The organism is Kitasatospora sp. NPDC048298 (genome assembly GCF_043201465.1).
Taxonomy (GTDB): Bacteria; Actinomycetota; Actinomycetes; order Streptomycetales; family Streptomycetaceae; genus Kitasatospora.
This window is the reverse complement of sequence record NZ_JBICYZ010000004.1, coordinates 169723-192775: the sequence shown is the minus strand read 5'-3', so window position 1 is coordinate 192775 and position 23053 is coordinate 169723. Positions and strand designations below refer to the sequence as shown.

The 23053-nt window shown below is 71.2% G+C and carries 21 protein-coding genes; 12 read left to right on the top strand and 9 right to left on the bottom strand.

The genetic code is table 11. The features are described from left to right. The first annotated feature begins 354 nt into the window (after nt 1-354). The 5 genes from gap to ACGF0D_RS05175 all read left to right on the top strand — a co-directional run bounded on the left by gap (nt 355) and on the right by ACGF0D_RS05175 (nt 4336). A complete protein-coding gene (gene gap, locus ACGF0D_RS05195) occupies nt 355-1362 on the top strand; it encodes a type I glyceraldehyde-3-phosphate dehydrogenase (protein WP_392878528.1) in 1008 nt (335 codons plus the stop codon). Between the two features lie 154 nt (nt 1363-1516). Next, nucleotides 1517-2728 (top strand): phosphoglycerate kinase, encoded by a 1212-nt coding sequence (locus ACGF0D_RS05190; RefSeq protein WP_392878526.1) that lies wholly within the window; start codon nt 1517-1519, stop codon nt 2726-2728. Nucleotides 2729-2733: 5 nt separating this feature from the next. Then, complete coding sequence (tpiA, locus tag ACGF0D_RS05185) at nt 2734-3519, top strand: triose-phosphate isomerase (protein ID WP_392878524.1); 786 nt, start codon at nt 2734-2736, stop codon at nt 3517-3519. Between the two features lie 87 nt (nt 3520-3606). After that, complete coding sequence (gene secG / locus ACGF0D_RS05180; protein WP_392878522.1) at nt 3607-3843, top strand: preprotein translocase subunit SecG; 237 nt, start codon at nt 3607-3609, stop codon at nt 3841-3843. 205 nt (nt 3844-4048) lie between these two features. Beyond that, nucleotides 4049-4336 carry an RNA polymerase-binding protein RbpA gene (locus ACGF0D_RS05175; RefSeq protein WP_223245297.1) on the top strand — a complete coding sequence of 96 codons (288 nt, stop codon included), beginning with the start codon at nt 4049-4051 and terminating at the stop codon, nt 4334-4336. An 89-nt stretch (nt 4337-4425) separates the two neighbouring features. Here ACGF0D_RS05175 and pgl read toward each other — a convergent pair whose 3' ends face one another. From pgl to tkt, 5 genes are all read right to left on the bottom strand, one after another. Continuing rightward, nucleotides 4426-5214 (bottom strand): 6-phosphogluconolactonase, encoded by a 789-nt coding sequence (gene pgl, locus ACGF0D_RS05170; RefSeq protein WP_392878520.1) that lies wholly within the window; start codon nt 5212-5214, stop codon nt 4426-4428. Then, complete coding sequence (gene opcA / locus ACGF0D_RS05165) at nt 5211-6320, bottom strand: glucose-6-phosphate dehydrogenase assembly protein OpcA (protein ID WP_392878518.1); 1110 nt, start codon at nt 6318-6320, stop codon at nt 5211-5213. Before opcA ends, pgl begins: the two co-directional genes overlap by 4 nt. Then, nucleotides 6317-7873: a glucose-6-phosphate dehydrogenase gene (gene zwf, locus ACGF0D_RS05160; protein ID WP_392914095.1), complete on the bottom strand. Its 1557-nt coding sequence runs from the start codon at nt 7871-7873 to the stop codon at nt 6317-6319. The genes opcA and zwf overlap by 4 nt, the downstream gene beginning before the upstream one ends. A gap of 61 nt (nt 7874-7934) precedes the next feature. Next, entirely contained in the window at nt 7935-9077 is a 1143-nt protein-coding gene (tal, locus tag ACGF0D_RS05155) for a transaldolase (RefSeq protein WP_392914034.1), read from the bottom strand. A gap of 89 nt (nt 9078-9166) precedes the next feature. After that, nucleotides 9167-11266, bottom strand: a complete 2100-nt coding sequence (gene tkt / locus ACGF0D_RS05150; protein ID WP_392914033.1) for a transketolase — start codon at nt 11264-11266, stop codon at nt 9167-9169. Nucleotides 11267-11739: 473 nt separating this feature from the next. On the opposite strand from tkt, the gene ACGF0D_RS05145 reads away from it, so the two are divergent. Next, entirely contained in the window at nt 11740-12687 is a 948-nt protein-coding gene (locus ACGF0D_RS05145) for a heme o synthase (protein ID WP_392878511.1), read from the top strand. Between the two features lie 50 nt (nt 12688-12737). Here ACGF0D_RS05145 and ACGF0D_RS05140 read toward each other — a convergent pair whose 3' ends face one another. Continuing rightward, nucleotides 12738-13379 carry a DUF2461 domain-containing protein gene (locus ACGF0D_RS05140; protein ID WP_392914032.1) on the bottom strand — a complete coding sequence of 214 codons (642 nt, stop codon included), beginning with the start codon at nt 13377-13379 and terminating at the stop codon, nt 12738-12740. Between the two features lie 149 nt (nt 13380-13528). Here ACGF0D_RS05140 and ACGF0D_RS05135 point away from each other — a divergent pair, with 149 nt between their 5' ends. After that, complete coding sequence (locus ACGF0D_RS05135; RefSeq protein ID WP_392914031.1) at nt 13529-13867, top strand: hypothetical protein; 339 nt, start codon at nt 13529-13531, stop codon at nt 13865-13867. An 84-nt stretch (nt 13868-13951) separates the two neighbouring features. On the opposite strand, the gene ACGF0D_RS05130 is transcribed toward ACGF0D_RS05135, so the two are convergent. Next, complete coding sequence (locus ACGF0D_RS05130; RefSeq protein ID WP_392878504.1) at nt 13952-14923, bottom strand: heme A synthase; 972 nt, start codon at nt 14921-14923, stop codon at nt 13952-13954. 253 nt (nt 14924-15176) lie between these two features. Between ACGF0D_RS05130 and ACGF0D_RS05125 the strand changes: the two genes are divergently transcribed. Both ACGF0D_RS05125 and ACGF0D_RS05120 read left to right on the top strand, forming a co-directional pair. Further along, a complete protein-coding gene (locus tag ACGF0D_RS05125; RefSeq protein WP_392914030.1) occupies nt 15177-16520 on the top strand; it encodes a choice-of-anchor A family protein in 1344 nt (447 codons plus the stop codon). Nucleotides 16521-16841: 321 nt separating this feature from the next. After that, the gene (locus ACGF0D_RS05120) at nt 16842-17531 is read left to right on the top strand and encodes an LAETG motif-containing sortase-dependent surface protein (RefSeq protein WP_392914029.1); all 690 of its coding nucleotides are present in this window, start codon (nt 16842-16844) and stop codon (nt 17529-17531) included. A gap of 76 nt (nt 17532-17607) precedes the next feature. On the opposite strand, the gene ACGF0D_RS05115 is transcribed toward ACGF0D_RS05120, so the two are convergent. Together ACGF0D_RS05115 and ACGF0D_RS05110 are read right to left on the bottom strand one after the other, a co-directional pair. Beyond that, nucleotides 17608-18384 (bottom strand): ABC transporter permease, encoded by a 777-nt coding sequence (locus ACGF0D_RS05115; RefSeq protein ID WP_392878851.1) that lies wholly within the window; start codon nt 18382-18384, stop codon nt 17608-17610. 20 nt (nt 18385-18404) lie between these two features. Then, entirely contained in the window at nt 18405-19331 is a 927-nt protein-coding gene (locus ACGF0D_RS05110; RefSeq protein WP_392914028.1) for an ABC transporter ATP-binding protein, read from the bottom strand. Nucleotides 19332-19494: 163 nt separating this feature from the next. Here ACGF0D_RS05110 and ACGF0D_RS05105 point away from each other — a divergent pair, with 163 nt between their 5' ends. Genes ACGF0D_RS05105 through sufD form a run of 3 tightly spaced genes read left to right on the top strand, consistent with a single transcriptional unit; the run spans nt 19495 to nt 23051 of the window. Next, nucleotides 19495-20337: a helix-turn-helix transcriptional regulator gene (locus ACGF0D_RS05105; protein WP_392878493.1), complete on the top strand. Its 843-nt coding sequence runs from the start codon at nt 19495-19497 to the stop codon at nt 20335-20337. Nucleotides 20338-20346: 9 nt separating this feature from the next. Further along, nucleotides 20347-21762, top strand: coding sequence for a Fe-S cluster assembly protein SufB (gene sufB, locus ACGF0D_RS05100; protein ID WP_392878490.1), 1416 nt, complete (start codon nt 20347-20349; stop codon nt 21760-21762). A 56-nt stretch (nt 21763-21818) separates the two neighbouring features. Next, nucleotides 21819-23051 (top strand): Fe-S cluster assembly protein SufD, encoded by a 1233-nt coding sequence (sufD, locus tag ACGF0D_RS05095; RefSeq protein ID WP_392878488.1) that lies wholly within the window; start codon nt 21819-21821, stop codon nt 23049-23051. The last annotated feature ends 2 nt before the right edge of the window (nt 23052-23053 follow it).

The following is a 23053-nucleotide window of genomic DNA, read 5'->3' as shown; positions in this document are numbered from 1 at the left end:
GAACACACGGCCGGTGCCCCGATCCGGGGCGCCGGCCGTCGGCGTCTGCGGACCGTCGTCCGGCCGCTTCCCGGAGGGGGTTCCGGACGGTGTCGCGGACGGCGTCCCGAACGGGTTTCCGGACCCGCCGGCACACCCGAATTGGTAGAGACCACTGGCCCGGGACCAACTGCCCGGCGGAGCAAGGCCGGACGGCCTGAAATCGGGTTTCGGCCGCGCCACGCCCGGTCTCGGCAGGCGGCGCGATGTGCCGTGCGAGGCCCCGGAGGGGTAGGGTCGTAGGCGGTCGGGGACTTCCCAAATCTCACCCCCGCCGGGCCTCGCGCCCGGCGTACCTAACGAGGAGATCGGTTCGTGACGATCCGGGTAGGCATCAACGGCTTCGGCCGCATCGGCCGCAACTTCTTCCGCGCGGTCAAGGCCCAGGGCGCGGACATCGAGATCGTCGGTGTCAACGACCTCACCGACACGAAGACCCTGGCTCACCTGCTCAAGTACGACACCACCCTGGGTACCTTCCCGGGCGAGGTCTCGCACACCGCGGACAGCATCACCGTCGACGGCCACACCTTCAAGGTGACCGCCGAGCGTGACCCCGCGAACCTCCCGTGGGCCGCCCTGGGCGCCGACATCGTCGTCGAGTCCACCGGCATCTTCACCAAGGCCGAGGCCGCGAAGAAGCACCTCGCCGCCGGCGCGAAGAAGGTCATCATCTCGGCGCCCGCCACCGACGAGGACGTCACCATCGTCCTGGGTGTCAACGACGAGAAGTACGACGCGGCCAACCACCACGTCATCTCCAACGCCTCCTGCACCACCAACTGCGTGGCGCCGATGGCGAAGGTGCTGAACGAGAGCTTCGGCATCGTCAAGGGTCTGATGACCACCGTCCACGCGTTCACCAACGACCAGGTCACCCTGGACTTCCCGCACAAGGACCTGCGCCGTGCTCGTGCGGCCTCGCAGAACATCATCCCGACGTCGACCGGTGCCGCCAAGGCGACCGCCCTGGTCCTGCCGGAGCTGAAGGGCAAGCTGGACGGCACCTCGCTGCGCGTCCCGGTCCCGACCGGCTCCATCACGGACCTGGTCGTCACCCTGGAGCGCGAGGTCACCAAGGACGAGGTCAACGCGGCCTTCCAGAAGGCCGCGCAGGAGGGCCCGCTCAAGGGCATCCTGGCCTACACCGAGGACCCGATCGTCTCCTCGGACATCGTGAACGACCCGGCCTCCTGCATCTTCGACTCGAGCCTCACCATGGTCCAGGGCAACCAGGTCAAGGTGCTCGGCTGGTACGACAACGAGTGGGGCTACTCGAACCGCGTCGTCGACCTGGTCGCCCTCGTCGGCGGGCAGCTCTGACCTTGCGGGAGCTGACGTGATGTAGGGGCGAGGGCCCGGGCGGCGTACGGTGCCGACCGGGCCCTCGCTCCGCGCTCAAGGACTTCTCAGGCGGCCCCTGCGCCGTGCCGCCTCACTGCGCATCAACCATCTCCCCAGGAGAAACCGAATCCCCGTGAAGACCATCGAAGAGCTCATCGAAGCCGGTGTCGAAGGCAAGCGCGTCTTCGTGCGCGCCGACCTGAACGTGCCGCTGGACGGCGACACGATCACCGACGACGGCCGGATCCGCGCCGTCGCGCCGACCATCGCCAAGCTGGCCGCGGCCGGCGCGAAGGTCGTCGTCGCCTCGCACCTCGGCCGCCCCAAGGGCGCGCCGGACCCGGCGTTCTCGCTCGCCCCGGCGGCCAAGCGCCTCGGCGAGATCCTCGGCAAGGACGTCGCCTTCGCCGCCGACACCGTCGGCGACAGCGCGAAGGCCGTCGTGGCCGCGCTGGCGGACGGCGAGGTCGCGCTGCTGGAGAACCTGCGCTTCAACGCCGGCGAGACCAGCAAGGACGACGCCGAGCGCAAGTCCTTCGCCGAGCAGCTGGCCGCGCTGGCCGACCTGTACGTCGGCGACGGCTTCGGCGCCGTGCACCGCAAGCACGCCTCGGTGTACGACCTGCCGGCCCTGCTGCCGCACGCCGCGGGCGACCTGATCGCCACCGAGGTCGGCGTGCTGAAGAAGCTCACCGAGGACGTCGCCCGCCCGTACGTGGTGGTGCTCGGCGGTGCCAAGGTCTCCGACAAGCTCGGCGTGATCGACAACCTGCTGAAGAAGGCCGACCGGATCCTGATCGGCGGCGGCATGGCGTACACCTTCCTCAAGGCCAAGGGCCACGAGGTCGGCATCTCGCTGCTGCAGGAGGACCAGATCCCGACCGTCCTCGGCTACCTGGCCGAGGCCGAGCAGCGCGGCGTCGAGTTCGTGCTGCCGGCGGACGTCCTGGTCTCCGCCGACTTCCCGGACCTCAAGACCAAGGCCCCGGCGAACCCCTCGACCGTCGACTCGGACAAGATCCCGGCCGACGAGGAGGGCCTGGACATCGGCCCGAAGACCCGTGAGCTGTACGCGGCCAAGCTGGCCGACGCGGGCACGGTGTTCTGGAACGGTCCGATGGGCGTCTTCGAGCACCCGGACTACGCGAACGGCACCAAGGCCGTCGCCCAGGCCCTGATCGACAGCAACGCGTTCACCGTGGTCGGCGGCGGAGACTCCGCCGCGGCCGTCCGCATCCTGGGCTTCGACGAGAACGCCTTCGGACACATCTCGACCGGCGGTGGCGCCAGCCTCGAATACCTGGAGGGCAAGACCCTCCCCGGTCTCGCCGCTCTGGAGGACTGAAACACATGACCGACCGTCTCCCGCTGATGGCGGGCAACTGGAAGATGAACCTCAACCACCTCGAGGCCATCCAGCACACCCAGAAGCTGGCCTTCGCGCTGGCCGACAAGGACTACGAGGCCGTCGAGGTCGCCGTCCTGGTGCCGTTCACCGACCTGCGCTCGGTGCAGACCCTGGTCGACGGCGACAAGCTGAAGATCAAGTACGGCTCGCAGGACATCTCGGAGCACGACGGCGGGGCCTACACCGGCGAGGTCTCCGGCCCGATGCTGGCCAAGCTCAAGTGCACCTACGCGGTGATCGGCCACTCCGAGCGCCGCCAGTACCACGGCGAGAACGAGGAGATCGTCAACGCCAAGGTGAAGGCCGCCTACCGCGCCGGGATCACCCCGATCCTGTGCGTCGGCGAGCCGCTGGAGATCCGCAAGGCCGGCACCCACGTCGAGTACACCCTGGCGCAGCTGGACGGCGGCCTGGCCGACGTCCCGGCCCACCAGGCCGAGTCGATCGTGGTCGCCTACGAGCCGGTCTGGGCGATCGGCACCGGCGAGGTGGCCACCCCGGAGGACGCGCAGGAGGTCTGCGCCGCCATCCGCGCGCGGATCGCCGAGCTGTACGACGCCGAGCTGGCCGGCAAGGTCCGGGTGCTGTACGGCGGTTCGGTGAAGTCGTCGAGCGCGGCCGGTCTGATGGCCAAGCCGGACATCGACGGTGGCCTGGTCGGCGGTGCCTCGCTGGACGCCGACGAGTTCGTCAAGATCGTGCGCTACCGTGAGCAGGCAGTAGGCTAACGCCGCCGCAGCAACGTAGGCTTTGGGGCCGGACCGCCGTACGCGGCCCGGCCCCTTCGCCGAAGATACGAGAGAGTTGGTCCCGTCGTGGTTCTCGGGTTCTCGATTGCCCTGATCATCTTCAGTCTGCTGATGATCCTGCTGGTGCTGCTGCACAAGGGGAAGGGCGGCGGCCTGTCCGACATGTTCGGCGGTGGCGCGATGTCCACCGGCGGCGGCTCGGCGGTGGCCGAGCGCAACCTGGACCGCATCACCATCGTGGTCGGCGCGGGGTGGTTCGCGTCCATCATCATCCTGGGCCTGGTGCTGAAGTACCAGAGCTGACGTATCCCTGACGCCCCGTCGCCCGAGCGCCTATCCTGGGACGGTCGGGTGCGGAGGCGATGGTGGCGGATGCTTAACACCTGCTTACACTAGGACGACTTTCGCCACCGACGCGCACCGCGGCGGGTCGGCGCACCAGTACGCAGGGAGTCAGACCGTGGCAAGTGGCAATGCCATCCGTGGCAGCAGGGTCGGGGCCGGCCCGATGGGCGAGGCGGAGCGCGGCGAGTCCGCCCCGCGCAACCGGATCTCCTTCTGGTGCGCGAACAAGCACGAGACCCGTCCCAGCTTCGCCGCCGAAGCGGCGATCCCGGAGACCTGGGACTGCCCGCGCTGCGGCTTCCCCGCGGGGCAGGACCAGCACAATCCGCCGGCGCCCTCGCGCAACGAGCCGTACAAGACCCACCTCGCCTACGTCCGTGAGCGGCGCACCGACGCCGACGGCGAGGCGATCCTGGCGGAGGCGCTGGCGAAGCTCCGCGGCGAGATCTGAGCGCAACGGCTTCGGCCCGGACAGCGGCAACAGCACGAAGGGCGCCACCGTCGAACGACGGTGGCGCCCTTCGGCGTTGCCGGATCCGGTTACGCGGAGGCCGGCGGGTAGAGCTGCGGCGGGATCCGCTCCGCGGCGGCGCGGTCCAGCAGCCACAGGGTGCGGCTGCGGCCGTAAGCGCCGGAGGCGGGCGCCTGGAGCTCGCCGGGGCCGGACAGGGCCAGCGCGACCGCGCCCGCCTTGTCCTCGCCGGCGGCCAGCAGCCAGACCTCGCGGGCGGTGCGGATCGCCGGGAGAGTGAGCGAGATGCGCACCGGCGGGGGCTTGGGGGCCCCGCGAACGCCGATCACGGTCAGCTCGGTCTCCCGCACGCCCGGGTGCTCGGGGAAGAGCGAGGCGACGTGGGTGTCCGGGCCGACGCCGAGCAGCAGCACGTCGAAGGCCGGGACGCCGAGCCGGTCGCCCGGCCCGGCCGCCTTCGCCAGCTCCTCGGCGTAGCGGGCGGCGGCGGCCTCCACGTCCGAGCCGTCCACCCCGTCCGAGGCGGGCATCTCGTGCACCCGCGCCGGGTCGAGCGGGACGGCGTCCAGCAGCTCGGCGCGGGCCTGGACGGCGTTGCGCTCCGGGTCGGCGGCGGGCAGGAAGCGCTCGTCGCCCCACCAGAGGTCCAGCCGGCCCCAGTCGACCGCGTCGCGCGCCGGGGAGGCGGCGATCGCGGCCAGCAGGGCGTTGCCGTTGCGACCGCCGGTGAGCACCACCGAGGCGCTGCCGCGGGCGGCCTGGGCGTCCACGATCCGGGTGATCAGCCGGGCCGCGGCCGCCTGGGCCATCAGCTCCTTGTCCCGGTGGACGACCAGCTGCGGGGTCGCGTTGGTCATGCGCCTTCCTTGGTGGTGCGCTTGCCGGCGGCCTTGCGCGCGGGCTTGCGCTCCGCCGCCTCGGCGGTCACCCGATCCGGGTTGGCCACAGCGGCCTCGGCGGCCTCCTCGACGGCGACCTCGGCCTCCTCGGCGACCTCGCGGGCGACCTTCTCGGCCGCCGCGGTCTCGGCGTTGACCGGTTCCTGCAGCCGCTCGACGGGCGTGCGCACGGCCGTCGCGTAGATGTCGTCCGGGTCCAGGCGGCGCAGTTCCTCGGCGATCAGCTCCGAGGTCTCGCGGCGCTTGAGCGCCACCTGGCGGTCCGGCGAGCCGGGCATGGACAGCGTGCCCAGCAGGCCGTCCGGGCGGTCCAGGGTGATGTCCCCGTCCTTGGTGCGCAGGTGCACCGCGGTGATGCCGGGGCCGTTGGTGACGACCCGCTCGACCGGCACGTGCAGCCGGTTGGTCAGCCAGAGGCCGAGCAGCTCGACGCTGGGGTTGTAGGACTCGCCCTCGACGACCGCGGAGACGATCGTGGACGGCCGCTGGTCCAGCGCGGCGGCCAGCATCGAGCGCCAGCCGGTGATCCGGGTCCAGGCCAGGTCGGTGTCGCCCGGGGTGTAGCTCTGGGCGCGCTGGGCGAGCTGGCCGACCGGGGACTCCGCGGTGACGGCGTCGGTGATCCGGCGCTGGGCGATCGAGCCCAGCGGGTCCTGCGCCGGGTGGTGCGGCGCGTTGTCCGGCCACCAGACGACGGTCGGGGCGTCCGGCAGCAGCAGCGGCAGGACCACCGACTGGGCGTGCGAGGCGAGTTCGCCGTGCATCCGCAGGACGACCGTCTCGCCGGAGCCGGCGTCCGAGCCGACCAGGATCTCGGCGTCCAGCCGGGTCTCGGCCCGCGCCCGGGGCGAGCGGCCGGCGCGCTTGATCACCGCGAGGGTGCGCATCGGGTGCTCGCGGGAGGCGTCGTTGGCGGCCTTGAGGGCGTCGTAGGCGCTGCCCTCGTCGGTCACTATCACCAGGGTGAGCACCATGCCGGCGGCGCCGGAGCCGCGGGCCCGGCGCGCCTCCATCAGCGCGGCGTTGATCTTGCTGGACGTCGTGTTGGTGAGGTCGATCTTCATGGCCGGCGCCAGCTCCTGCCGTCTCGTGCGAGCATCTCGTCCGCCTCGACGGGGCCCCAGGTCCCCGCCGCGTACTGGGAGGGCTTGCCGTGGCTGTCCCAGTACTTCTCGATCGGGTCGAGGATCTGCCAGGAGAGCTCGACCTCCTGGTGGCGCGGGAACAGGTTGGCGTCGCCGAGCAGCACGTCGAGGATGAGCCGCTCGTACGCCTCCGGGCTGGACTCCGTGAAGGACTCGCCGTAGGCGAAGTCCATCGTGACGTCCCGGACCTCGAAGGAGGTGCCCGGCACCTTGGAGCCGAACCGCACCGTCACGCCCTCGTCCGGCTGGACCCGGATGACCAGGGCGTTCTGCCCCAGCTCCTCGGTCGCGTAGGAGTCGAAGGGCAGGTACGGGGCGCGCTGGAAGACGACCGCGATCTCGGTGACCCGGCGGCCCAGGCGCTTGCCGGTCCGCAGGTAGAACGGGACGCCCGCCCAGCGGCGGTTGTTGATCTCCAGCTTGATGGCCGCGTAGGTGTCGGTCTTGGACTCGGGGTCGATCCCGTCCTCGTCCAGGTAGCCGACGACCTCCTCGCCGCCCTGCCAGCCCGAGGCGTACTGGCCGCGCACGGTGTGCAGGCCGAGGTCGGCCGGGAGCTTGACGGCGCTGAGCACCTTGAGCTTCTCGGCCACCAGCGCCTTCGGGTGGAAGGAGGCGGGCTCCTCGATGGCGGTGAGCGCCATCAGCTGCAGCAGGTGGTTCTGGATGACGTCACGGGCGGAGCCGATGCCGTCGTAGTAGCCGGCCCGGCCGCCGATGCCGATGTCCTCGGCCATGGTGATCTGCACGTGGTCGACGTACGACCGGTTCCAGATCGGCTCGAACATCTGGTTGGCGAAGCGCAGCGCCAGGATGTTCTGGACCGTCTCCTTGCCCAGGTAGTGGTCGATCCGGAAGACCTCGTCCCGGGGGAAGACCTCGTGGACGACCTTGTTGAGCTCCTGGGCGCTCTCCAGGTCGTGGCCGAAGGGCTTCTCGATGACCGCGCGGCGCCAGGAGCCCTGCGGCGGATCGGCCAGGCCGTGCTTCTTGAGCTGCTGGACGACGGTCGGGAAGAACTTCGGCGGGACGGACAGGTAGAAGGCGAAGTTGCCGCCGGTGCCCTGGGCCTTGTCCAGATCCTCGATGGTCTCGCGCAGCTTGTCGAAGGCGTCGTCGTCGTCGAACGTCCCGTGGACGAAGCGCATGCCCTTGGCGAGCTGCTGCCAGACCTCCTCCCGGAACGGGGTGCGGGCGTGGTCCCGGACGGCGTCGTGGACCTCCTTGGCGAAGTCCTCGTCGTCCCACTCGCGGCGGGCGAAGCCGACGAGGGAGAAGCCCGGGGGAAGCAGACCGCGGTTGGCCAGGTCGTAGATGGCCGGCATCAGCTTCTTGCGGGACAGGTCGCCGGTGACCCCGAAGATGACCAGACCGGACGGCCCCGCGATGCGCGGGAGCCGTCGGTCGGAGGGGTCACGAAGCGGGTTGACGGCCGCGGGCGGGAGATCGTCCGCGTCCGATTCCGGCGTCAACTCGGGGAAATCAGTGCTCACTTGATGGGCTCCGCTTTCGTGCGCTGGCTGTGAGCAGGGGTCACTTCTCGTCGGCGAAGGAGGCGAGCGAGGCGGTGACGGTGTCGAGCAGTTCCTTCCAGGACTGCTCGAACTTCTCGACGCCCTCGTCCTCCAGGAGCTGCACGACGTCGTCGTAGTCCACGCCGGCGGCGGCGATCGCGTCCAGCACGGCCTTGGCGTCGGCGTAGTTGGGGACGATGGTGTTGCCGGTGACCACGCCGTGGTCGGCGGTGGCGTCCAGGGTGGCCTCGGGCATCGTGTTGACGGTGCCGGGGGCGACCAGCTCGGTGACGTACAGGGTGTCCGACAGGGCCGGGTCCTTGACACCGGTGGAGGCCCACAGCGGACGCTGCGGCTTGGCGCCGACGGCCTCCAGGGCGGCCCAGCGGGCGTTGCCGGCGGTCTTGCCGTCGACGCTGCCGAAGACCTCCTCGTACGCCTGGTACGCGAGGCGGGCGTTGGCCAGCGCGGCCTTGGAACGGAGGTTCCGGGCCTCACCGCCGATCTTGTCCAGGCGCTTGTCGATCTCGGTGTCCACGCGGGAGACGAAGAAGGAGGCGACCGACTCGATCTGGGAGAGGTCCAGGCCCTTGGCCTTGGCGGCCTCCAGACCGGTCAGGTAGGCGTCGATGACGGCCTTGTAGCGCTCCAGCGAGAAGATCAGCGTGACGTTGACGCTGATGCCCTTGCCGATGACCTCGCTGATCGCGGGCAGGCCGGCCTTGGTCGCGGGGATCTTGATGAAGACGTTCGGGCGGTCGACCAGCCACCACAGCTGCTTGGCCTCGGCCACGGTGGTGGCGGTCTCGTGCGCCAGGCGGGGGTCGACCTCGATGGAGACCCGGCCGTCGCGGCCGTTGGAGGCGTCGTAGACGGGGCGCAGCACGTCGGCCGCGTCACGCACGTCCGAGGTGGTGATCATGCGGATCGCCTCGTCGGTGGTGACCTTGCGGACGGCGAGGTCGCGCAGCTGGCCGTCGTAGGAGTCGTCGCCGGCGCCGGCGATGGCCTTCTGGAAGATGGTCGGGTTGGTGGTCACGCCCACCACGTGCTTGTTCTGCACCAGTTCGGCCAGGTTGCCGGAGTTCAGCCGCTTGCGGCTGAGGTCGTCCAGCCAGATCGCAACGCCTTCGTCGCTGAGGCGCTTCAGTGCGTCAGTCATGGTGCTTCAGTCCCTTGTTCTTCTTGCTTCGTGGGGTGGTCGGAGGGGGCCGCGTGCCCGCGTGCGGGCGGGCACGCGGCCCGGAGCCGCTAGCGGCTGACGGCCTCGAGGGAGCGCAGGGCGTTGTGGGCCTCGGCCACCACGCGCTCGGCGGTGATGCCGAACTCCTCGAACAGCACCTTGTAGTCGGCGGAGGCGCCGAAGTGCTCCAGCGACACGATCCGGCCGTGGTCGCCGACCAGCTCGCGCCAGCCCTGGGCGATGCCGGCCTCGACCGACACCCGGGCCTTGACCGACGGCGGCAGCACGCTGTCACGGTAGGCCTGGTCCTGCTCCTGGAACCACTCGAAGGACGGCAGCGAGACCACCCGGGTGGCGATGCCCTCGGCCTCCAGCACCTCACGGGCCTGGACGGCCAGCTGGACCTCGGAGCCGGTGCCGAGCAGGATCACCTGCGGGGCCCCGGTGGAGGCCTCGGCCAGGATGTAGCCGCCCTTCGCGGTGCCCTCGGCGGAGCCGAAGACCTCGCGGTCGAAGGTCGGCACGCCCTGGCGGGTCAGCGCCAGGCCGACCGGGCCGGGGTGGCTGGTCTGCCGCTCGATGACGGTGCGCCACGCGACGGCGGTCTCGTTGGCGTCGGCCGGGCGGACCATGGCCAGGCCCGGGATGGCGCGCAGCGCGGCCAGGTGCTCGACCGGCTGGTGGGTCGGGCCGTCCTCGCCGAGGCCGATCGAGTCGTGCGTCCAGACGTAGGTGACCGGCAGCTTCATCAGCGCGGCCAGCCGGACGGCCGGGCGCATGTAGTCGGCGAAGACCAGGAAGGTGCCGCCGTACACGCGGGTCTTCCCGTGCAGGGCGATGCCGTTCATGGTCGAGCCCATGGCGTGCTCGCGGATGCCGAAGTGGATCGTCCGGCCGTAGGGGCTGGCCGACTTCAGCGGGTTGCCCTCGGGGAGGAAGGAGCTGTCCTCGTCGATGGTGGTGAGGTTGGACTCGGCGAGGTCGGCCGAGCCGCCCCACAGCTCCGGGATCACCGCGCCGAGGGCCTTGAGGGTGTCGCCGGAGGCCTTGCGGGTGGCGACGTCCTTGCCGGCCGGGAAGGACGGGACGGTCTTCTTCCAGCCCTCGGGCAGCTCGCCGGCCTGGATCCGGTCGAACTCGGCGGCGGCCTGCGGGTGGGCGGCGCGCCAGGCGTCGAAGCCCTGCTGCCACTGGTCGCGGGCGGCCTTGCCGCGGTTGATGACCTGGCGGGCGTGCCCGATGACCTGGTCGCTGACCTCGAAGGTCTTCTCCGGGTCGAAGCCCAGGACCTTCTTGGTGGCGGCGATCTCGGCGGCGCCGAGCGCGGAGCCGTGCGCCTTGGCGGTGTTCTGGGCGTCCGGGGCCGGCCAGGCGATGATGGTGCGCATCGCGATCATCGAGGGCCGGGACGTCTCGGCCCTGGCCGCGGCCAGCGCCTCGGCGAGGGCGGCCACGTCGATGTCGCCGTTGGCCTTCGGGGTGACCCGCTGGACGTGCCAGCCGTACGCCTCGTAGCGCTTGAGGACGTCCTCGGAGAAGGCGGTGTCGGTGTCGCCCTCGATCGAGATGTGGTTGTCGTCGTAGAGGGCGACCAGGTTGCCCAGCTTCTGGTGGCCGGCCAGCGACGAGGCCTCGGCGGAGATGCCCTCCTCCAGGTCGCCGTCGGAGACGATGGCCCAGATGGTGTGGTCGAACGGGGACTCGCCGGCCGGGGCCTCGGGGTCGAACAGGCCGCGCTCGTAGCGGGCGGCCATCGCCATGCCGACCGCGTTGGCGATGCCCTGGCCGAGCGGGCCGGTGGTGGTCTCCACGCCGGCCGTGTGGCCGTGCTCGGGGTGGCCGGGGGTGCGGCTGCCCGCGACGCGGAAGGCCTTGAGGTCGTCCAGCTCCAGGCCGTAGCCGGAGAAGTAGAGCTGGGTGTAGAGCGTCAGGCTGGTGTGCCCGGGGGAGAGGACGAAGCGGTCGCGCCCGACCCAGGACGGGTCGGTCGGGTCGTGGCGCAGGAACCGCTGGAAGATCAGGTACGCCGCCGGGGCCAGCGACATGGCCGTCCCGGGGTGTCCGTTGCCGACCTTCTGGACGGCGTCCATGGCCAGGACCCGCGCGGTGTCGACCGTGCGCTCGTCCAGATCGGTCCACTCGAATGCGTTCGTCGGCGCAGTGCTCACCCTGTCTCAGGGCTCCTTCCGTTGTGAAGAGTGACCCCGTGAATGGGGACCGGGTCGGCCACGGCGCTGTGGTCCCGACGTTGGGTGGTGCCGGTCACGGAGGGTAGATCCCGCTTCTGCGTGCGAGCCTACCGTCCGGGTCACGGCTCACCCTCCGTGCTGGGACAACCGGCAATTCCGCACGCAGATTCCCACTGGGACGGTCGGACTGGATTTGTCCCAGACTCTCCCGATTCGCGGCTCCGCGCCGCTCCGGTGGTCAGGACGGGCGAGCGGGCCCCGGCAGAGGCCCCCGAAGGGCCCCGACGGCCCCGTCCGGGCGGTTCACCCGGGGGTGTGCGTTCCGCCTCGCCGGGGGACCCCGGAGCCGGATGCGATATATGGAGCGTCTATGGTGTCGTGGTACGCGCAGAGCGGACGATTTGGGACCCTTCGTTCCTGTGGACGCCTGCGAAGATTCATCTTCAGTTGGGGTGTTAGTGACCGCCGTCGAAACCCGTCCCGCCGGGGTCACCGGGGCGACTCCTGCGCGCCGGCCCTTCGGGGCCCGTGTCGGCGCGTTCGTCGCACTGACCAAGCCGCGGATCATCGAGCTGCTGCTGATGAGCACCGTGCCGGTGATGTTCCTGGCCCAGCAGGGCGTGCCGAACATGCTGCTGGTGCTGAAGGTCGTCGTCGGCGGCTACCTCTCGGCGGGCGGCGCCAACGCCCTCAACATGTACATCGACCGGGACATCGACGCGGTCATGTCGCGCACCGAGCGGCGCCCGATCGTCACCGGGATGGTCTCGCCGCGCGAGGCGCTGGTCTTCGGCGTGGTGCTCGCGGTGGTCTCGACCCTGCTGCTGGGCATCGGGGTCAACTGGCTGTCCGCCTGGCTGGCGCTGGGCGCGCTGCTGTTCTACGTGTTCGTCTACACGCTCGGGCTCAAGCGGCGCACCTCGCAGAACATCGTCTGGGGCGGCATCGCCGGCTGCATGCCGGTGCTGGTCGGCTGGTCCTCGGTGACCAACTCGGTCTCCTGGGCCGCGGTGGTGCTCTTCCTGGTGGTGTTCTTCTGGACGCCGCCGCACACCTGGGTGCTGTCGATGAAGGTCCGCGAGGACTACGCGCGGGCCGGCGTTCCGATGCTGCCGGTCATCAAGGGCAACGTGGCGGTCGGCAAGCAGGTCGTCGTCTACTCCTGGGTCATGGTGGCGGTCTCGCTGGCGCTCTGGCCGCTGGGCCACATGAGCTGGCTGTACCCGGTCGCCGCGGTGCTGCTGGGCGGGGCCTGGCTGCGCGAGGCGCACGCGCTGTACGGGCGGGCCAAGGCCGGGATCGTGGGCGCGAAGCTCAAGGAGATGCGGCTGTTCCACTGGTCGATCACCTACCTGTCGCTGCTGATGGTGGTCTGCGCGATCGACCCGTTCGTGAAGTAAAGCCGGCAAGGAAGGAGCCCCGGTCCAGGTGGACCGGGGCTCCTTCGCGTTCAGCGGCTCGGGAGTTCGGAGGGGCCGACGTGGCCGTCCAGCCAGTCCCGCAGCGGCTGGGAGGCGTGCAGGAAGCCGGTGATCCGGGTGTACGCGGCGCGGGTGCCCAGCCACTTCGAGGGCTCCCAGTCCTGCCAGGCCACCAGGCCCTTGTGGCGCAGCAGCTCGATCCTGGGGTGGTCCCTGGGGTAGCCGCGCGGGGCCGACTTGAGGCTGTCCCGGCCGTGCACCCGCGGGCCGGCCCGCTCCACCCGGGCGATCACCCGTTCCAGCTCGGTGCCGCTCACGTCCTCGGCGACGGCGGCGCGGTAGCGCTCCAGCTGGTCGGGGGCGAGCTGGTACATCCCGTTGCCGCAGGCCAGGCCGTCGGCGGAGAGCTGGATGTAGCCGCCGCTCTCCAGGTGCGCGCCGATGTGGGTCTTGTACGGGGTCTTGTCGGCGCTGAACCGGATGTCGCGGTTGGGTCGGAACACCTTGCCCGGCCCGAACTCGGGCTCCAGGTCGGCGAGCAGCCACTCCATCGGGGCCCGCACGGCGTCCTCGTACTGCTCCCGGTGGGCCTGCCAGAAGGTCTTCGAGTTGTCGGCCTCCAGGCGCTCGTAGAAGTCGAGCGCCTCGGCCGGCCAGCCTGTGAACGTCACGCCTCCAGTATGTGGCCCGGTGCACAGGGCGCTCCCGTCGCCAGGTCGCCTACCGGTGGGTAGCATGCGGGCATGAGCGAGCGAAGCGAGCGAGTCATCAAGAGGTGCGCATGGGCGAATGCCCCTGCCGAGCGAAGCGAGGCAGGCGCATGAGCAGCGCAGAGACCGCCACCGCCGCCGCGCCGGACGCCCGTACCGAGCGCCGCGCCAAGCGCATCGCCAAGAACCTGACCAGCTTCGCCCGGGAGCACGGAGGCAGCGCCGACGCGGTCGTCGAGTACGTCGGCGCCGTGGCCACCCGGATCGTCGTGGTGGGCGCGGACGGCGCCTGGGGCGACCAGGTGGCCCCCAGCTACGCCGTCGGCCGCCGGGCCGCGGAGCTGGCCGGGCTGACCCTGCACGAGAACTTCGAGGGCGAGCTGGGTCTCAAGGTGAAGACCGGCGAGTACGAGTGGAAGCGGATGGCCGGCATCCAGCTCGGCGGCTGAGCCCGGCCCGGAGCCCGGCCCCGTACGCGGCGACGGCCCGGTTCCCCCGTGCGGGGGAACCGGGCCGTCGGTGTGTTGCCGGGGTCAGACCGAGGCGGTCTGCGGGGCCTGGGCGGGCAGCTGGTCGGCCGCCGCCACGTCCTCACGGACGCGCAGGGCGAGCGGGACGCGCAGGGCGGCGATCCAGGTGAGGGCGGCGAGCAGCATGTGCAGGCCGACCATCAGCTCGGGGGCGTCGGTGAAGTACTGGATGAACCCGAGCACGCCCTGCAGCAGCAGGACGGCGAGCAGCTCCTTGGCCCGGGCGCGGGCGGGCTGCGGCGCCTTGACGGCGGCGAAGACGAAGATCACCGCGATGGCCAGGCCGACCGAGACGAACGCGAAGTCCGCGTGGAACTGGGCGAGGCGGTCGTAGTCGATCGGGATGCGCGGGACGATCTTGTTGTCCTTGGGCGTGCCCGGGTGGTGGCCGGCGCCGGTCACCAGGGTGCCGGCCGCGACGAGCAGGCCGATCACGGTGACCAGGACGTACGAGAGCTGGTGGATCGGCCGGGCCACCGAGAGCCTGGCCGGGCCGTCGCCCTCCTTGGACCGCTCCCACATCAGCAGCGCGACCCAGACCAGGGCCATCGCGGCGATCATGTGCAGCGCCACGGTGTACGGGTTGAGGCCGGTCAGCACGGTGATGCCGCCGAGCACGGCGTTGCTCATCACCAGCCAGAACTGCGCCCAGCCGAGCTTGGTCATGCCGCGCCGCCAGGGCCGGTGGCAGCGGGCGGCCAGGATCGCCCAGCCGACGGCGGCGCTCAGCACGTAGGTGAGCATCCGGTTGGTGAACTCGACGACGCCGTGGAAGCCCATCTCGGCGGTGGGCGTCAGGCTCTCGTCGGTGCAGCGGGGCCAGGTCGTACAGCCGAGGCCGGAGGCGGTGAGGCGGACGGCGCCGCCGGTGACGACGATCACCACGCTCATCACCAGCGCGGCGAACGTGGCGCGCCGGACCATCTCGGCGGATGGCTGCCAGCGCTCGGCGAGCAGGGAGAAGGGGTTAGGCACGGGGTCAATCGTAGGCGGCCTTACAGGCGATCTTGGGGCGGGGCGCGGGCGGTGGTGGCGGCCGGGTGTGGGCGGTGCGGCGGTGGGCGGCCGCCGACACGCGGGGGAGCGACACGCGGACAAACCAGGGCGGTTCGGTCAAGGAGTGAATTGGTCTTGACCAATCACCCGTTTGGCCGAAAGAGTGCGGATTGGTCCATACCTTTTTCGGGCCATTCCCCACTCCTCCCGCACGTAAGCGGAGATCCTGTACATGCGCATATCCACTTCCGCCGCCGCGCTCGCCGTCGGTGGCTCCCTCGCACTGGCCGGCCTCGTCGCCCCGGCCGCCCAGGCCGTCGGCGCCGACCAGGAGTGCCGCAGCCTCGGGGTCGCCAACCTCTACGGCGAGTTCATCGAGGGCAACGACACCCACACCCCCGACGCCGAGGGCGCGGTCGCGGTCGGCGGCAACGCCGACTTCACCGGCGGCTTCTCGGTCGGCCAGGAACTCACCCCGGCCGAGGTCGACGCCCTGCCGGGCAAGAACGCCCTGGTCGTGGCGGGCAAGATCACCGGCCACAACACCCAGGTCATGAAGGGCAACGGCGTCTACGGCTCCAAGGCCGACGGCGCGGTGGTCCAGGCCCACCAGGGCACCGTCGCCCAGGGGCCCTCGCCGATCGACTTCAAGGCCGAGTTCGCCAAGCTGCGCGCCGCCTCCACCTCGCTGGCCGCCGTCCCGCAGACCGCCGGCGCCACCGTCCAGGCCGAGGGCGCCAAGCTGACGTTCACCGGCGGGGACGCGAAGTACAACAGCTTCACCGTCGACGCGGCGAAGCTGCAGGGCGCCAAGGAGGTGTACGTCAAGGTGCCGGTCGGGGCGGTGACCGTGATCAACGTGACCGGCGGCTCGTACGACATGGCGGCGGCCGGGACGAGCGGTTTCCTCCTCTGGGACCAGGGCAAGTCGGCCTTCGTGCTGGACGACAAGAGCCAGAGCGCGTCGGGCGGGGCGATCCGCTCCAAGCTGCTCTGGAACTTCCCGACCGCGACCAAGGTGACCAAGAAGGGCGACGCCGCCTGGGCCGGGACGGTGCTGGCGCCCAACGCCGCCGTCTCGCTGAACACCCCGGGCGTCAACGGCGGGCCCGGGACGGGTGGTGCGCCGATCAACGGTTCGGTCATCGCCGCCTCGCTGACCGGCACCTCCGGTGCCGAGACGCACCACTACCCCTTCACCGGCTGCCTGCCGGGCACCACCGTCCCGACGCCGTCCGGCACGCCGACGGTGCCGCCGACCGTGCCGAGCGGTTCGCCGTCGGCCACTCCGAGCGCGTCGGCCTCCCCGAGCGGTTCGGCGAGCCCCTCGGGCGGCCCGTCCGCCCCGGTGACCGGCACGCCCGGGGCGAGCGGCTCGGCCAGTGCGTCGGCCGGCGGTTCGACGGCCGTTCCGGCGGCCTCGGGCAGTCCGTCCGCCCGGCCGGACGCGGGCGGCGACCTGGCGCACACCGGCTCCGGTCCGGTGCTGCCGCTGGCCGTCGGCGGTGCGGTCGTGCTCGCGGCCGGCGGGGCGATCGTGGTGGCCGCCCGGCGCAAGGCGGCCCGGAAGGCCTGAAACCGGCCGAGCCGGCCGACGTGAGTTCGTCAACTGACTGAAACGGCACCCTCGGTGACTCGACTCGATCACCGGGGGCGCCGTTCTGTCTTGAAAGTGACCAAGTTCATTCGGCTTTGCCGAATCCGTGTTCCGCGAGGTGGCGGCTGTGATGGGCTGGTCGTGCACATCGGAAGACGGACGGACAGTCGAAATCCGGTCGTACGGCGGGGTGTGGCAGGGTGCGGAAGTGCCGGTAGAGTCCCCCGGACAGTCGTAGCGGGCCACCGCGAAACACTCAACACGCCTGCTGCACAGGACCGTTCGGAGGGGAACAAGGTAATGGTGCGACAGCAGCGGCACTTCGCGATCGGCGCCACGGCACTCGCCGGGACGGCTGCGGCCGGTTTTCTACTGCCACTGGCGCTGGCGTCCAACGCCTCGGCACACGTGCCGACGTGGACGGTGACCTGCGACAAGGTCGTGGTCGATCTGATCAACTACAGCGGCAACGAGACCGTGAAGAACACCGTCAGCCTCACCATCGACGGTGAGAAGGTCCTGGACGGCAAGATCTTCCCGAAGGAGTTCCACGGCACCTTCCCGGTGAAGGACCACGATGCCCCGATCAAGGCGAACCTGGTGGTCACCACCACGGAGAACCCGAACGAGAAGGGCTGGAACATCAACGAGACCAAGACCATCGAGCCGTGCCACACGCCGACTCCGACCCCCACGCCCACCCCGACCCCCACACCCACACCCACGCCCACCCCCACGCCGACGCCGACCCCCACGCCGACCGTGACCCCGACCCCGCCGGTCACGCCCCCGGCCAGCCCGAGCCCGTCGGCCACGCCCACCCCGAGCAGGACCCCCGTCCCGGCGCCCACCACCAGCGCGCCGGCGCTCGCCCAGACCGGTAGCAGTGACGCCACCCCGATGATCGCGGCGGCCGGCGGCGGCGTGCTGCTGCTCGGCGGCGCGCTCGTCCTGCTCGCCCGCAAGCGCCGTGGCGGCAACGAGAGCTGACGCTCCGTAGGCCGAAAAGCCGCGACGCCCCCGGCCGGGTGAGGCCGGGGGCGTCGCGCGTCGGTCGGGTGCCGGCTCACTCCCAGCGGAAGAAGCGGGCGGCGGCGGCCAGGCCGAGCACCGACCAGCCGGCCAGGATGCCGAGGTCCGACCACGGCACCCCGGCGCCGTCCTGGAGCACCGACCGCAGGCCGTCCGAGAGCGCCGAGATCGGCAGCAGCTCCAGCACCGACCGCACGGCGTCGGGGAACCTGCTCAACGGCACGATCACCCCGCCGGCGAGCAGCAGCAGGATGAACACCAGGTTGGCGCCGGCCAGGGTGGCCTCGGCCTTCAGGGTGCCGGCCATCAGCAGGCCGAGGCCGGAGAAGGCGGCGGTGCCGAGCACCAGCAGCGCGGCGACCGTCAGCGGATCGCCGTGCGGGGACCAGCCGAGGGCCAGCGCGATCACCGACAGCAGCGCCACCTGCAGCGCCTCCGTCACCAGGACGCAGCCGGTCTTGGCGGTCAGCAGCGCCCAGCGCGGCAGCGGGCTCGCGCCGAGCCGCTTCAGCACGCCGTAGCGGCGCTCGAAGCCGGTGGCGATGGCCTGGCCGGTGAAGGCGGTGGACATCACGGCCAGTGCGAGCAGGCCGGGGGCCAGGAAGTCGACCCGCTTGCCGGGGCCCTCGACTGCGACGATGTCCACGGCGGAGAACAGCACCAGCAGCACGGTCGGGATGACCACGGTGAGCAGCAGCTGCTCGCCGTTGCGCAGCAGCATCCTGGTCTCGAACGCCGTCTGGGCGAGCAGCATCCGGCCGACGGGCGCGGGGCCCGGCTGGGGGGAGTAGTCCGTCGTGACGGCGCCCATGGTTCCCTCGCTTCGTTCGCTCACGAGCGCAGCTCCCGTCCGGTCAGGTCGAGGAAGACGTCCTCCAGGCTGCGGCGCTGGACGGACAGCCGTTCGGGCAGGATGCCGGAGGCCGCGCACCAGCCGGTGACGGTGGCCACCAGCCGGGGGTCGACGGGCGCCTCGATCCGGTAGCTGCCGGGGGTGGTCTCGGTGGCGGTGGCGCCCTCGGGCAGCTCCTTGAGCAGCGGGCCGAGGTCGAGGCCGGGCGGGCCGTCGAAGCGCAGCGCGTTCTCGGCGCCGCCGCGGCACAGCTCCTCGGTGGTGCCGTCGGCGATGACCTTGCCGCGGTCGACGACGGCGACCCGGTCGGCGAGCTGCTCGGCCTCGTCCATGTGGTGCGTGGTGACGACCACGGTGACGCCGTCCCGGCGCAGGTCGCGCACCAGGTCCCAGGTGGCCCGGCGGGCCTGCGGGTCCAGGCCCGCGGTGGGCTCGTCCAGGAAGACCAGCTCGGGGCGGCCGACCACGGCCATCGCCAGGGCGAGCCGCTGCTGCTGGCCGCCGGACAGCCGCCGGTAGGTGGTGCGGCCGCAGGAGCCGAGGCCGAGGCGCTCGACCAGGTCGTCCACGTCCAGCGGGTGGGCGTGCAGCTTGGCGGTGTGCCGCAGCATCTCGACGGCGCGCGCGCCCGCGTACACGCCGCCGGACTGCAGCATGACGCCGATCCGGGGCCGCAGCGCGGCGTTCTGGGTGACCGGGTCGAGGCCGAGGACGCGGACGGTGCCGGCGTCGGGGCGGCGGTAGCCCTCGCAGGTCTCGATGGTGGTGGTCTTGCCGGCGCCGTTGGGGCCGAGGACGGCGGTGATCGCGCCGGCCGGGATGGTGAGGTCGAGGCCGTCCACCGCGAGCTTGTCGTCGTAGCGTTTGACCAGCCCGGCGATCTGGACCGCGGGTTCGGAGTGCATACCGGCGAGTGTAAGAGGGCCTGACGCGCGGGCCGCCCGGCGGCTCGGTGATCGTTTTCCCAGGCCAGGTAAGGCTTGCCTGCGTGATCGATGACACCGGTGAGGCATGGATCACGGCTTGTCCCGGCGGAAGGAATTACGCAACACTGGTGTTGTGAAAAACATGCGCGAGCACGCTCAGCAGCAGGAGGCCGAGTCGGCCTCCTCCTGTGACGTGCCCGTGACGGCGGCCGAGGTGCTGCTGGAGGGCCACCGGGCCACCCGGGACCGGGTCGCGCGGTCGATCCTGGACCACGGCCCCTCCTCCGCCGCCGACCTGGCGAACCGGCTCGGCCTCACCGCCGCCGCCGTCCGCCGCCACCTCGACGGGCTGGCCGCCACCGGCCTGGTCGAGTCCCGTGAACAGCGGGTCTACGGAAGCCGCGGCCGGGGCCGCCCGGCCAAGGTCTTCGTGCTCACCGACGCCGGCCGGGACGCCTTCTACCAGGCGTACGACCAGCTCGCCGCCGACGCGCTGCGCTGGATCGCGGACTCGGTGGGCGGCGGCAAGGCGGGCGAGGAGGCGGTCGCCGCCTTCGCCCGCGCCCGCTTCGGCAAGCAGGCCGAGAAGTACCTGGAGGCCCTGCGTCTGGCCGCCGCCGGGGAGCGCACCGAGGCGCTGGCCCAGGCGCTGAGCGCGGACGGGTACGCTGCCACGGTGCGGCGTGTCCCGTCGGCCGCGGCCCAGGCCCCGGCGGGTGCCCAGCTCTGCCAGCACCACTGCCCGGTCGCGCACATCGCCGAGCAGTTCCCGCAGCTCTGCGAGGCGGAGACCGAGGTCTTCTCCCGGCTCCTGGGCACCCATGTGCAACGGCTGGCCACGATCGCCCACGGCGACGGGGTCTGCACCACCTATGTGCCGGCATCCGGTGCCGCATCGTCGTCCGCCCGGGTGCCCTCGGGCCGCGGCTCCGATGCAGCGCCGACTGCCGGTACGTCCACCGAAGATTCTGCGTCCGCGCGTTAGGAAGCTCGCATGACTGACACCGTTTCGCACCCGGAGCTCGACGGCCTGGGCAATTACGAGTACGGCTGGGCCGACCCGGACACCGCCGGTGCCGCGGCCAAGCGCGGGCTCAGCGAGGAGGTCGTCCGCGACATCTCCGCGAAGAAGAACGAGTCCGAGTGGATGCTCAACCTGCGTCTCAAGGGCCTGAAGCTGTTCGGCAAGAAGCCCATGCCGACCTGGGGCTCAGACCTCACCGGCATCGACTTCGACAACATCAAGTACTTCGTCCGCTCCACCGAGAAGCAGGCCGAGTCCTGGGAGGACCTGCCGGCGGACATCAAGGCCACCTACGACAAGCTCGGCATCCCGGAGGCGGAGAAGCAGCGCCTGGTCGCCGGCGTCGCCGCCCAGTACGAGTCCGAGGTCGTCTACCACCAGATCCGCGAGGACCTGGAGGAGCAGGGCGTCATCTTCCTGGACACCGACACCGCGCTGCGCGAGCACCCGGAGCTGTTCAAGGAGTACTTCGGCACCGTGATCCCGGCCGGCGACAACAAGTTCGCCGCGCTGAACACCGCGGTGTGGTCCGGCGGCTCGTTCATCTACGTGCCGAAGGGCGTGCGCGTGGACATCCCGCTGCAGGCCTACTTCCGGATCAACACCGAGAACATGGGCCAGTTCGAGCGGACGCTGATCATCGTCGACGAGGACGCCTACGTCCACTACGTCGAGGGCTGCACCGCCCCGATCTACTCCTCCGACTCGCTGCACTCGGCGGTCGTGGAGATCATCGTCAAGAAGGGCGGCCGCTGCCGCTACACGACCATCCAGAACTGGTCGAACAACGTCTACAACCTGGTCACCAAGCGCGCCGTGGCGTACGAGGGCGCGACCATGGAGTGGATCGACGGCAACATCGGCTCCAAGGTCACCATGAAGTACCCGGCCGTCTACCTGATGGGCGAGCACGCCAAGGGCGAGACCCTGTCGATCGCCTTCGCGGGCGAGGGCCAGCACCAGGACGCCGGCGCCAAGATGGTGCACATGGCGCCGAACACCTCCTCCAACATCGTCTCCAAGTCGGTGGCGCGCGGCGGCGGCCGGACCTCCTACCGCGGCCTGATCGAGATCGGCGAGGGCTCGCACGGCGCCAAGTCCAACGTGCTGTGCGACGCGCTGCTGGTCGACACCATCTCCCGCTCGGACACCTACCCGTACGTGGACGTCCGCGAGGACGACGTGTCCATGGGCCACGAGGCGACCGTCTCCAAGGTCAGCGAGGACCAGCTCTTCTACCTGATGAGCCGCGGCCTGACCGAGTTCGAGGCGATGGCGATGATCGTCCGCGGCTTCGTCGAGCCGATCGCGCGCGAGCTGCCGATGGAGTACGCGCTGGAGCTCAACCGGCTGATCGAGCTGCAGATGGAGGGCTCGGTCGGCTGACCTGCCGGCCGCCTACCGCCCACCGACTTTTCGAGGAAGAGAGCACCACGACAGCCATGGCTGACGTTCAGAACACCACCGGGGCGACCACCGCCGGTTCGATCGAGGTCGGCACCGCCGGCGCCGGCGCGCAGCTCGCCGGCCCCGGCACCGGCCGCACCGCGGTCCAGCAGCCGATCGACGCGCGCGTCGCGGTCAAGCCGTCCTTCGACGTGAACGACTTCCCGGCGCCCACCGGCCGCGAGGAGGACTGGCGGTTCACCCCGCTGCACCGCCTCGGCGGGCTGCACGACGGCACCGCCGCCGCCGCGGAGAAGGGCGAGGACAAGGTCGAGCTCGCGCTGCCGGACGGCGTCACCGCCGAGACCGTCGGCCGGGACGACGCCCGCCTGGGCAAGGCCGGCACGCCGGTCGACCGGGTCGCCGCTCAGGCGTTCAGCGCCTTCGAGCAGGCCCTGGTGGTCACCGTCCCCAAGGACGCGGTGCTGACCGAGCCGGTCAAGATCGACGTGCACGCCGAGGGCGGGGTCCGCTTCGCCCACGTGGTGATCGACGTCAAGCCGTTCGCCGAGGCCGTCGTGGTGCTCAACCACGAGGGCACCGGCACCCGGGCCGCCAACGTCGAGCTGCTGGTCGGCGAGGGCGCCAAGCTCACCTTCGTCTCCGTGCAGGACTGGGAGCGCGACGCCGTCCACGTCGCCCAGCACAACGCGCTGGTCGGCCGGGACGCCACCTTCAAGTCCGTGGTCGTCACCTTCGGCGGCGACCTGGTCCGCCTGCACCCGCGGGTCAACTACGCCGGCCCCGGCGGCGAGGCCGAGCTGTTCGGCCTGTACTTCGCCGACGCCGGCCAGCACCTGGAGCACCGCCTGGTCATCGACCACGACACGCCGCACTGCCGGTCGAACGTGGCGTACAAGGGCGCGCTCCAGGGCCAGGACGCCCACGCGGTCTGGGTCGGCGACGTGCTGATCCGCGCCGCCGCGCTCGGCACCGACACCTACGAGCTCAACCGGAACCTGGTGCTCACCGACGGCGCCCGGGTCGACTCCATCCCGAACCTGGAGATCGAGACCGGCGAGATCGTCGGCGCCGGCCACGCCTCGGCGACCGGCCGCTTCGACGACGAGCAGCTGTTCTACCTGATGGCCCGCGGCATCCCGGCCGACGAGGCCCGCCGCCTGGTGGTCCGCGGCTTCTTCGCCGAGCTGCTCCAGCAGATCGGCGTGGCCGAGGTCCAGGAGCAGCTCATGGAGAAGATCGACGCCGAGCTGGAATCGGCGGTCTGAGC

What these genes read in the sequence shown, in the direction of transcription:
- tal (WP_392914034.1), bottom strand. Translation starts at nt 9,077, where the DNA reads ATGACTGACGCACTGAAGCGCCTCAGCGACGAAGGCGTTGCGATCTGG.
- ACGF0D_RS05135 (WP_392914031.1), top strand. Translation starts at nt 13,529, where the DNA reads ATGAGCAGCGCAGAGACCGCCACCGCCGCCGCGCCGGACGCCCGTACC.
- ACGF0D_RS05115 (WP_392878851.1), bottom strand. Translation starts at nt 18,384, where the DNA reads ATGGGCGCCGTCACGACGGACTACTCCCCCCAGCCGGGCCCCGCGCCC.
- ACGF0D_RS05125 (WP_392914030.1), top strand. Translation starts at nt 15,177, where the DNA reads ATGCGCATATCCACTTCCGCCGCCGCGCTCGCCGTCGGTGGCTCCCTC.
- ACGF0D_RS05110 (WP_392914028.1), bottom strand. Translation starts at nt 19,331, where the DNA reads ATGCACTCCGAACCCGCGGTCCAGATCGCCGGGCTGGTCAAACGCTAC.
- opcA (WP_392878518.1), bottom strand. Translation starts at nt 6,320, where the DNA reads ATGAAGATCGACCTCACCAACACGACGTCCAGCAAGATCAACGCCGCG.
- sufB (WP_392878490.1), top strand. Translation starts at nt 20,347, where the DNA reads ATGACTGACACCGTTTCGCACCCGGAGCTCGACGGCCTGGGCAATTAC.
- ACGF0D_RS05120 (WP_392914029.1), top strand. Translation starts at nt 16,842, where the DNA reads ATGGTGCGACAGCAGCGGCACTTCGCGATCGGCGCCACGGCACTCGCC.
- ACGF0D_RS05105 (WP_392878493.1), top strand. Translation starts at nt 19,495, where the DNA reads ATGCGCGAGCACGCTCAGCAGCAGGAGGCCGAGTCGGCCTCCTCCTGT.
- pgl (WP_392878520.1), bottom strand. Translation starts at nt 5,214, where the DNA reads ATGACCAACGCGACCCCGCAGCTGGTCGTCCACCGGGACAAGGAGCTG.
- sufD (WP_392878488.1), top strand. Translation starts at nt 21,819, where the DNA reads ATGGCTGACGTTCAGAACACCACCGGGGCGACCACCGCCGGTTCGATC.
- tpiA (WP_392878524.1), top strand. Translation starts at nt 2,734, where the DNA reads ATGACCGACCGTCTCCCGCTGATGGCGGGCAACTGGAAGATGAACCTC.
- ACGF0D_RS05175 (WP_223245297.1), top strand. Translation starts at nt 4,049, where the DNA reads ATGGGCGAGGCGGAGCGCGGCGAGTCCGCCCCGCGCAACCGGATCTCC.